This window comes from Streptomyces lydicus (genome assembly GCF_000717345.1).
In the GTDB taxonomy this organism is placed as follows: Bacteria; Actinomycetota; Actinomycetes; order Streptomycetales; family Streptomycetaceae; genus Streptomyces; species Streptomyces lydicus.
Map to the genome: position 1 here is coordinate 1 of NZ_JNZA01000077.1, position 9,189 is coordinate 9,189.

Sequence of the window (9,189 nt, forward strand, 5' to 3'; positions counted from 1 at the left end):
TCGAGCGGGAGGCGCGGCAGGACGCCGAGCGCGAGGAGCGTGAGGCGGCCCGCCGCAGGCGGTAGCTCCCACCGGCGGCCGGAAGCGCACCCCTCCCCCCCGAGCGGGTCTGTAGCACGCTGCGCGTGCTACAAAGGGCACTCGGCTACGCCGAGTGACGGCCATCGCTGCGCTCTGGCCGCAGAAGCGGAGCAGGCTTCCGCTTCGCTCCAGCCTGCCCGCAGTGAGGCGCGCCCTCCGCTGCGCTCCGGTCGGCCACGGCCGGTCGATGGGCGGGCAGAACCCGGCGGAGCCTCCCCGGATGAGACCTGCTTTCCATGACATTGGGTCATCGGGTGCCGCCCCCCGAGTCGGTGGAGGGTATATCCGCAGGTCAGAGGGCGTTTTCCGATTGGGTCATCGGGGTTCTTTTTTCCACAGGGGGGGTCGCAAAACCGCAGGTCAGAGGCCGTTTTCCCGATTGGGTCATCGGGTGCCGCTCGATGTCCGGTATGTGGTGATTCTCGGACCATGATCGCGAGTTATCCACAGGTGGCCTCCTCGGGGAGGCAGGGGGGCGGCAGGACGTGACCCAATCGGGGCTGACCTGCGGTTTTGTGCTCGTAGGCCAGGTGATGGGGGGTCAGGTGCCGGGTGCCGGGTGCCCATTGGGTCATCCCGGTGCCGCCCCATTGGGTCACGCGGGTGCCGCCCCGGTACCGGGCTGGCGCCGAGTCAGGTGCCGGGCGTACGTGGCCCGCTGACGCCCGATCGGGACTGCCCATGGGTGATGGGCCGGGGGTGGGGTGAGAGGCCGTCAGCGGGCCGTACAGGGGCACCTGATGGGAAATGGCGGGCGGGCTGTCGGTGGTGATCCCTAGGCTCACCGGATGAACGAGCAGCAGACACCGCAGCAGCAGCCGGGGGCCGGTCTGCCCACTCCCCCGCCCGGCTACGGGTGGGCGATGGTGCCCACACAGCAGCAGGCGCCCCCCGCCCCTGCCCCCGCCCCCGCCCCTGCCCCTGCCCCTGCCCCGGGCCCGGGCCCGGGCCCCGCGGATTCGGTGCCGCCCCCGGCCCCGGCCGTGGTGCCGACTCCGGCTGGAGCGCCTCCGAGGCCGGCCACCCCTCCCCCGGCGGGGCTGGCGTCCTGGGACGCACGGGCGTGCGCCTCGCTGCTGGATCTGGCCGTGGGGATGGGGCTGGTGCAGGCGTACGCGTGGGTCCTGGGCACGGTGGGGTGGGTCTACAACCTGCTGGTGTGGGCGCTCGGTGGGGACTACAACACGGTGACCCACGGGATCTACTGGGCGCTGGTGGCCGGGTGGTGGGGGTGGCAGTGGACGCTGCGCGGCCGGACCGGCCAGTCCCTCGGGCAGGCCCTGATGGGGATCCGGGTGGTCGACATCGAGACGCGGCAGCCGATCGGCCCCGGCCGGAGCCTGGTGCGCAGCCTGACGCACGTCCTGGACGTGCTGCCCGCCGCGCTGGGCCTGCTGCGGCCCACCTGGGACCGGCAGCGCCAGACCTGGGCGGACCGCATCCACCGCACGGTGGTGCTGGATCAGCGCCCGCCCAGGTAGCGGTCCCAGGCAGCCAGGTGCGCGTCCCAGTCCACCTCACCCGGGGGCAGGGCAGGCACACCCGTACGTGACGAATCCCCGGCCGGAGGGTCCCCAGCCGGGGATTCATCACGTACGGATACGGGCGGCTCAGGCGATTGCCCCTGGTCAGGGGCGGGAGTTTCGTCACGTACGCCGTGGTCGGCCAGCGCGGCGGCCACGGCCGCGTCCGTCCGCCGGCGCTCGTAGGCGCGCTGGCGGCAGGACGCCCGGCACCACCGTGCCGGGCGCCCGGTCGCCCGGACGGGGAGAGGGCGCCCGCACCAGCCGCAGGTCCGGTCGGTCATGCCGCTGACCGTAGCGGCGGGCGCGCTACCGGTGGGCGTCCGCGTGGCGCCCGCGGCGGCGCATCACCGGCCCGGCGGTCACCGCGTAGGCCATCGTGCCCGTCGCGAGGTACACGCTCGCATCGACTGGCCAGGGGTAATGGCCTCCGCCGACGAGCACCAGGACCACGACCAGGACCACGGCCACGGCGGCCGGGATGGCCCACGGCGGGGCGGTGCACACCAGGCACCGGCAGCGGCTCACAGCTCCCCCAGCTCGATGTAGTCGATGTCGGTCAGCTCGACGTCGAGGCCCTGCGCGCGGCGGCCCCGGTCCTGGAAATACGAGTACCCGAGCCCCTGCCCGACCAGCTCGTTCAGCCGGTCCTCGTCCCCTGCGCGCCATGCGGCCCACATCTCGCCGGACACGTCCGGCGGCAGCACCTCGGCGATCCGCCGGATGCGACCGTCGTCGGTGGTGCCGGGCGCGGCGGTGAACCCGAACCTCGCCCGGGTCTCGACCAGGATCCCGGCCTGCGCCGACCGGCGCTGCGCCTCGGCACTGACCCGAGGCTGCCAGTCGCGGGCCGCCTCCCGCTCCAGCGCCTCAGCGCTCTTGCCGGTCGGGTGCGTCTCGCCCTTGATCCAGCGCTGCACGGTGCGCTGCGAGACCCCGACCCGGGCCGCCACGGCCCGGGTCGAGCCCTTCTCCCGCTTCATCAGGAATCGCAGGCGGGCGCCCGCGGATTTGGGCAGCGGTCGCGTCCACGCTGCCTGCGCGGCCCGACTCAGAGCATCTCCGATGATCCCCATGGCAAGTCCCCTCCGCCGTGCGGCCACGGGGCCGCACGGCTGCTGTGTCAGATCAGGTCAGAACGGCGCGATGGCCAGAGCGCTGGTGCATGCCCGGCAGGTGACGCCCGGCGGGACGCCCACCTCGTGCGGTGCCTCGCAGCGCGGGCAGGTGGACCGGCCGAGCGCCTCGGCGGTCACCGGGTCGGCGGGCGGGCTGTAGGGGCTGCCGGGAGGCGGCAGCAGCGACAGCAGCAGCGCGTAGGGGTCGCGGACCACGCCCCGCACCGGGCGGCGGTGGATCATCTCCGTCAGCACGCGCTCGGGGTAGCCGTCCCGCAGGTGGCCGGCCACCCGCCGGATCGCCGCATCGAGGTCCGATTCGAGGACCCCGTGCGCGGTGGCGAACCACGGGATGCGGGCCACGATCCCGGCGGCCACGTCCCCGTGCCAGCTGTCGCCCGGCAGGCTCGGCGTCGGCCGGGGGCCGAGGCGCGACAGCAGGATGTAGCGGTCCGCGCTGCTGCCGACGTAGCGCTGAGCGCCCGGCGCGCTGGCATCGGCCACCATCGGCAGCGGCGCCGCCTCCCGCCGCAGCAGCGCGGTCCGGCCGTCCTCCAGCCACCGGCCCTCCACCAGATGGCACCGCAGGTGCCGCCCGAGCGTCCGGCGGCCCATGTCGGCGTGGCGGGCCAGCTCCTCCTGAGTGATGCCGCGCGTGGTCCATCCCCGGTCGGCCAGCTCGGCCACCACGGTCATGATCCGGCGGCAGGCGGAGCACTCGATCGTGAGACCGGCCGCCCACTGGCGGGGCGTCATCCCATCGTGGGACGGGCCCGGCACCGGCGGGCCGCAGCGCACCAGCGGCGTACGGCGGTCGATGTCCAGGTAGCCGTCCCGGACGAGCACGGTGACGTGCACGCGGACGGTGCGCGGCGCCCGGTCGGCGGTGGCAGCCATCTCGGCCACGGTGACGTGCTCGCCACGGGCGTAGCGCTCGTCCAGCAGACGCCACACGGTGACGCAGGTGGGGCAACGGTATGGGCTGGTCAGGTGCTGCATGAGGGCCTCTCTGGCCCGGTGCCTGGTGTGCGGCGGATCCTGCTGCCGCTACACTCGGCCCCAGACCTGTGCTTGGTCACAGAGGCCCCGAACTGGGTCCACGAGTGTCAACTCGTGGAGTAGATCCCCGGTGAGGGGCCTCTGTTTTTGTTGATCAGTGCCGGACAGGTTACGCCCAGTCAGACCGTGTTCAGCGCGGCTTTTCAGTGCGCGGAACGTCGTCGATCAGGGCGGCGCGTCGTCGCCCGCGCCCTCCGTTCTGATCTCTACGCCTGCGTCTCGCAGCCAGCCGTACAGGGTGCCGGTGCTGACCCGGCTGAGCTGCTGCACCCTGCTGCGCTGCGCTCCGATGCGCACCGCCTCTACCGCCTCTTTGCGCAGGTCCGGCAGCAGGGCGCGCGCCTGCGCCAGCAGCTCGGCGCGTTCTTTGCCCAGTGCCGCCACGCGCGACAGCGCCTCGGCCTGCGCTTTCTCGGGGATCTCCATGGCTGGAGAGTGTAGCGGATACCTATTGAGTGAAGACAGGTTGTGCAGACTGAAGAAACTGCCCTATGGTGGTGCCCTGCCCAGCCGAACCGGCTGATACGGCATCAAACGCCATGTATGGAGGGGATGCCCGAGTAGCTGGCGTAGCCCGTCGTCCCCGGCCCGGCAGGCCGGTCCGGGGACGACGGAGAGCGCCAGAACGACGCTCGGACGGCTCAACAGGTGCTGGTAACACCTCAGAGCCTGATCCACCCACCTGCACACACAGGAGGGCGATCTGTCATGGATCGTATCGATGACCCGAACAGGGCCGCGCACGAGGCGATGATCCGTGCGCAGGAGGCTGCGCGAGCGGCTGAGGCGGCGCGGCAGCAGGCCGAGGCGCTGCGGTCGGGCGGTGCCCGATGACGCGGATGGAGCGGGTGAGCATCACCCGGCAGGGCCGGACGCACTCGGTTCCGCGGGAGGTGCCGGCGCCAGCGGTCCCGCGCGACTGGGACGAGATCGTGCTGCGCGCCGAGCTGGCGGTCGCTGGCGCGCTGGCGCTGGTGACGGTGGCGTGGTCCACCTACTCGATCGGTGACCTGCTGGGCGGCTCGTGGGCCGCGTACGGCGGAGCGGCGGTGTTCGACACGGCATGGCTGGCGGTGCTCGGGCTGGAGTGGCTGGCCCGCTACGAGCCCGGCCGCCGTGCCCGCGCCCGGCGCGTGGGCGTGGTGCTGCTGCTGGTGTCGATGGCCGCGATCATCGGCCACGGCTACATGCACGGCTCCCTCGGGCAGGGCGCGGCCGGGGCCGGGATCGCACTCGGCGCCAAACTCCTCTGGAGCACAGTGTTGGCGCACATGGTGCGGGAGCTGGACCCCGAGACACAGGAGTGGGTGCGCGCCGAGCACTCCGAGGCGCACGCCATGCTGGCCACAGCTCAGGTGCACCGGCAGGCGGAGCGTGCCCGGGGGCAGGCTGCAGCGCACCGCCTCGCGGTGGAGGCGCGCTACGGCGTGAGCCTCGACGAGCATCAGGTGCAGCGCGCCGACGAGCACCAGGTGCTCGACGTCGAGACCGAGCCGGAGCCGGAGCCGCAGGCATGGACCCGGCAGCAGGACGCGGTCCTGCGGGCGGTGACGGACGAGCTGCGGGCCCGTGCCATCGCCTCCACCTACGGCACTGGCGGCCGGGAGTGGGCAGCGGCCCGAGATCAGGCATCCCGGTCCGCCATGACGGCCGTGGACGCCGGAGCCTCCCTGGAGGAGATCCGGACGCGGGTGGCGCGCGGTGTCCGTCCGGCCTCCCCGGAGACTCCGGAGAGGCGCGGATTCCCGCTGGTCAACAGGCCGGATACGCGTCCGGATGACCGGCAGGGGCCCGGAGGGGACCCGGAGGACGGGGAGCGGGTGCCCGCACAGCGGCCCCCGTCCGCCCGAGCCATCGTGCACGGTCTGGCGCGGGCCGGGATGAGCCCGGAGGCCGTGCAGCAGACCCTCGGGGCCATGGGACTGACCGTCTCGCCGGAGAGCGTCAGCCGGTACGTCCGGGAGGCCCGGCAGCCGCAGCAGCCGGGCACGCCGGAGCCGAGCCAGGGCACGGGGGGCTACGCATGACCGGGCCCGAGCCGCAGCGCGGCTACACCGCCTGGGAGACCGCCCAGCTCGCCATCCTGGTGGGCCGACTGGCCGCCAAGGGCCACCCCACCCGCGCCATCGACCGGCAGATCGAGGCAGTCAAGAGCCGCGCGGTCGAGCGGGAGGCGCGGCAGGACGCCGAGCGCGAGGAGCGTGAGGCGGCCCGCCGCAGGCGGTAGCTCCCACCGGCGGCCGGAAGCGCACCCCTCCCCCCCAGGGCAGTTCGCACCGACCTGGCAGACGGTTCTCACGGAACGCGCGTATCTCGCGTGCCACCTGTCAGTGCCGCGAGTCACGATCAAAGCAGCGCCCACACCAGGGACTCTCCCGCCCGGCAGGCCACGTCTGGCCAGACACCTGCCGGGCGGGGGCGGTCCCCCATCACACGAGAGGGAGCGCACCCATGAGCATCTACCACCCGCCCGCCACCGAATCCGCGGCCGCCGCATCCGGCCACGAGACGGGCCTGATCCACGATGCCCTGACCCTGACCCACGGCAACCCGATGCCCTGGATCACCGGGGGTGCCCTCACGCTGGGCGCGCTGTACGGCATCGGCAGCCGCCACCGCAAGGACAAGGGCAAGCGGGCCGCAGACAGCGCCACGGCGATCGTCATCGAGGACACCCTCACCGGTGCGGGCGTGGTCGTCAGCACCGTGTGCCGGTTCTGCTGGCGGTTCCTGACCGGGCGCGAGACGCGCGGGGCCGCGCGCACCAACGCCAGCTGGTGGCGGCCCGGCACGGTGAGCACGGACTCGCTCGCCACGGCCGAGTTGGGCGCCATCGCGCTGGATCCGGCAGCGGACGCGGAGGCCGGCGCCCGGATCGACTGGGACCGCATCGGCGCCTGGATCTCCTCCCACGCCCGGGTGCCGGACTGGGTTGCCGGTGCGGTCACCGCTGCCGGGCGGGGCCTGAGCGCTGTGTGGGCCGCTGTGCGGACCGTTGGGCGGGGGCTGGGCCGCTGGCACCACTGGCGCTACGCGGGGCGCGCTGCGGCCCGTGTGGGCGCTCTGGCGACCACGGTCGGACTCGTCCTCCAGCCCGCGTGGACGATCCTCGCGTTGGCCTGCGCGGTGCCGGTCGTGCTGACGGCCGCTGGGCTGTGGGGCGCCGGGTACGAGCCCAGCGACCGCGAGCGCTACGCCCCGGGTCTGTGGGCCGCGCTGGTGCAGGTGCTGAGGCTGTCTCAGGAGGATCAGGAGCGTGGTCAGGACGAGTGGCTGCACCTCACGGACTCACTCTCCGTAGACACCGCCGCCATCACGATCCGGCTGCCGCTGGGCTGGCTCGGCTCTGATGGCGAACGTGGGCTGATGACACAGGTGTTGCACTCCCGCGTGCCCGGCGAGTGGGTGGCCCAGTGGGAATTCAAAGGGAATTCGCCGTACGTTCGGTGGACTCCGAAACCTCCCCCGGCACCGGCCCCAGAATTGCCGACAATGGTCGAATGGGTCCCCTCCGAGGACCCGTCCCGCGTCATGGTCGGAATCACCCACGACGGCCCCCGCTACGTCGATACCGCAGGTGAGACCCCTCACTGGGGCGTGTCCGGCGGTACCGGCGACGGAAAGACAACGGTATTGCTGATGCCGGTTGTTCACGGTCGCCAGCATGGCGCGCTCGTCGATTGCATCACCATGAAGTCGAATGCGTTCAAGGATATCGAGGGTGAATCCGGCGTCCGGGTGCACAAGTCCGGCCGCGCCGGAGTAGCTGCGATGGCCGAGTTCTACACCTCCATGAAGGCCGCCGAAGGGCTCCAAGGAACACCCGAAGGCGACGTTCTGCCCGGACGTATCCTGGTCATCGACGAATTCGCGTCGTTCGTCAAGTCCGCGAAAATCTGGTGGAAATACGGACTCCAGGCAAAGGGGATGCCGCCCTTTGAGGCGTGGTTCCACATGATCCTGATGCAGGGGCGTTCGGCCGACCACAAAATCGTGATCGGCGCGCACACATTCACGCGTGAGCTGTTCGGCGACACCGAGACCCGAGACCTGGTCGGCACAAAGGGAATTGTGGGCCCCGCCTCCAATCCCAAATGGCTCGTCACCTACGGAGACGCACCGCGAGTTGCCTACGACTCAGGCATCAAGGGCAGGGGCGTTATCGGCGTCACCGGACGGCCGGAGGTCGAGGAAATCCAGTACGCCTACATCACCCCCGTGGCGCGGAAGCACATCCGGGCCGCCGAGGACGCCCCGGACTGGTTCGACCGGGGCGAGATGGCTCCCTGGATCACCCCGGCCGTCCTGGACGAGGCCGAACACGAGCTGGCTATCGCTGATTTCCTGCCTGGTGGGGCCTACATGGAGGGTGTGACGCTCGTGACCGATGGGCGAACCCCCCGGCCCGGGGTACCTACGCCCAGGTCAGAGCACGTGACGTCACACCCCGCGGACGGGGCTGTGACCGGCCGTGTGACGCTCACCAAGCACGGCCAGGACCACGAGCCCACCGACGTGTCCGAAGAGGCGCAGACGCCCGTCTACAGCCTCAAGGAGGCGTCCACGGAGGACGGGGAGGCCGGCATCCTGCCCGCCCGCTACGGCGCGCTGCGCAAGCGCATCTCGCGGGGCCGCAAGCGCGGAATTGAGATGCCGGAGGGAATCACCGTGGACGGCACCACCTACTACACCGAAAAGGAACTCAAGAACTGGTGGAAGCTCACTGAGGTCAAGGGCAAGTCCCCGCTAGGGAACTGACCGACCGACAGAAGGGCCCGGCCGTATCGGCCGGGCCCTTTCCCTATGCCCAAACCGAAAGGCCGTCAGAATCCAACATAGCCCCACGAGTTCACCAAAACCGCGAATAGAGAATCGCAATAGGGGCATTATGGAAAGAGAGTTGGGGAGAATTGGGCGAGGAATGCAACATAGAATATTGGGGAATCGAAGAACGAGAAGAAGACGAATTCGAGGGTTTATGGAAAACCTCAAAGATGCCTTCTGAATTCACGCAGACATTCATTCTTTGCAAGTTCCAATAAGTGGGCGACGGAAGAAACTTGACAGGAATTCAATTCGGCCTTATGCTCGACTTTATCAGCTGGATAGTGACAGACCGTGAGGAAGCAAGATCAGCTCAGCCCCCCTCACGCAGCCAGCCGGAAGCCCGCGAAGCGGGCGCCACAGGGCCGCAAAGCGGCCCACCTGGGGCAAAGCCCCAGGTCAGAGGGCCAAAGCGAAGCGGCGGCCCTCCGCCCCTGAAGCGAAGCGGAAGGGGCAAGGCTCGGCGAAGCCGAGCCGGTCACCGCGCAGCGGTGACCCACCGTCACGAAGTGACGGTCCCTTCCAGAGCGCGCAGCGCGATGGGACCCGCCTGTCTCTTATACACATCTGACGCTGCCGACGAT

Annotated in this window: 9 protein-coding genes; 5 read left to right on the plus strand and 4 right to left on the minus strand. The window is 71.0% G+C overall.

The window, feature by feature from the left end; all coding sequences use genetic code 11:
* Positions 1-869 precede the first annotated feature (869 nt).
* Positions 870-1,562 (plus strand): RDD family protein, encoded by a 693-nt coding sequence (locus OO62_RS38705; RefSeq protein ID WP_078617545.1) that lies wholly within the window; start codon positions 870-872, stop codon positions 1,560-1,562.
* A gap of 351 nt (positions 1,563-1,913) precedes the next feature.
* On the opposite strand, the gene OO62_RS35885 is transcribed toward OO62_RS38705, so the two are convergent.
* The 4 genes from OO62_RS35885 to OO62_RS35900 all read right to left on the minus strand — a co-directional run bounded on the left by OO62_RS35885 (position 1,914) and on the right by OO62_RS35900 (position 4,207).
* Positions 1,914-2,132 carry a hypothetical protein gene (locus OO62_RS35885; protein WP_129322970.1) on the minus strand — a complete coding sequence of 73 codons (219 nt, stop codon included), beginning with the start codon at positions 2,130-2,132 and terminating at the stop codon, positions 1,914-1,916.
* Complete coding sequence (gene tpg / locus OO62_RS35890) at positions 2,129-2,680, minus strand: telomere-protecting terminal protein Tpg (protein WP_033271930.1); 552 nt, start codon at positions 2,678-2,680, stop codon at positions 2,129-2,131. Before tpg ends, OO62_RS35885 begins: the two co-directional genes overlap by 4 nt.
* A 57-nt stretch (positions 2,681-2,737) precedes the next feature.
* Positions 2,738-3,721 (minus strand): hypothetical protein, encoded by a 984-nt coding sequence (locus OO62_RS35895; RefSeq protein ID WP_033271931.1) that lies wholly within the window; start codon positions 3,719-3,721, stop codon positions 2,738-2,740.
* A gap of 225 nt (positions 3,722-3,946) precedes the next feature.
* A complete protein-coding gene (locus tag OO62_RS35900) occupies positions 3,947-4,207 on the minus strand; it encodes a hypothetical protein (protein WP_033271932.1) in 261 nt (86 codons plus the stop codon).
* Between the two features lie 282 nt (positions 4,208-4,489).
* On the opposite strand from OO62_RS35900, the gene OO62_RS41470 reads away from it, so the two are divergent.
* The 4 genes from OO62_RS41470 (at position 4,490) to OO62_RS35915 (ending at position 8,539) form a co-directional block, all read left to right on the plus strand.
* On the plus strand, positions 4,490-4,615 hold the full coding sequence (locus OO62_RS41470) for a hypothetical protein (protein ID WP_277753325.1): 126 nt from the start codon (positions 4,490-4,492) through the stop codon (positions 4,613-4,615).
* Positions 4,616-4,629: 14 nt separating this feature from the next.
* Positions 4,630-5,808: a hypothetical protein gene (locus OO62_RS37310; protein ID WP_129322971.1), complete on the plus strand. Its 1,179-nt coding sequence runs from the start codon at positions 4,630-4,632 to the stop codon at positions 5,806-5,808.
* Positions 5,805-6,008, plus strand: a complete 204-nt coding sequence (locus tag OO62_RS35910; RefSeq protein WP_033271933.1) for a hypothetical protein — start codon at positions 5,805-5,807, stop codon at positions 6,006-6,008. The genes OO62_RS37310 and OO62_RS35910 overlap by 4 nt, the downstream gene beginning before the upstream one ends.
* Before the next feature lie 224 nt (positions 6,009-6,232).
* Entirely contained in the window at positions 6,233-8,539 is a 2,307-nt protein-coding gene (locus OO62_RS35915) for a P-loop NTPase family protein (protein ID WP_033271934.1), read from the plus strand.
* Positions 8,540-9,189: the final 650 nt, after the last annotated feature.

Coding starts and splice junctions, on each gene's coding strand:
- OO62_RS38705 (WP_078617545.1), top strand. CDS start 870: ATGAACGAGCAGCAGACACCGCAGCAGCAGCCGGGGGCCGGTCTGCCC.
- tpg (WP_033271930.1), bottom strand. CDS start 2,680: ATGGGGATCATCGGAGATGCTCTGAGTCGGGCCGCGCAGGCAGCGTGG.
- OO62_RS35895 (WP_033271931.1), bottom strand. CDS start 3,721: ATGCAGCACCTGACCAGCCCATACCGTTGCCCCACCTGCGTCACCGTG.
- OO62_RS35900 (WP_033271932.1), bottom strand. CDS start 4,207: ATGGAGATCCCCGAGAAAGCGCAGGCCGAGGCGCTGTCGCGCGTGGCG.
- OO62_RS41470 (WP_277753325.1), top strand. CDS start 4,490: ATGGATCGTATCGATGACCCGAACAGGGCCGCGCACGAGGCGATGATC.
- OO62_RS35910 (WP_033271933.1), top strand. CDS start 5,805: ATGACCGGGCCCGAGCCGCAGCGCGGCTACACCGCCTGGGAGACCGCC.
- OO62_RS35915 (WP_033271934.1), top strand. CDS start 6,233: ATGAGCATCTACCACCCGCCCGCCACCGAATCCGCGGCCGCCGCATCC.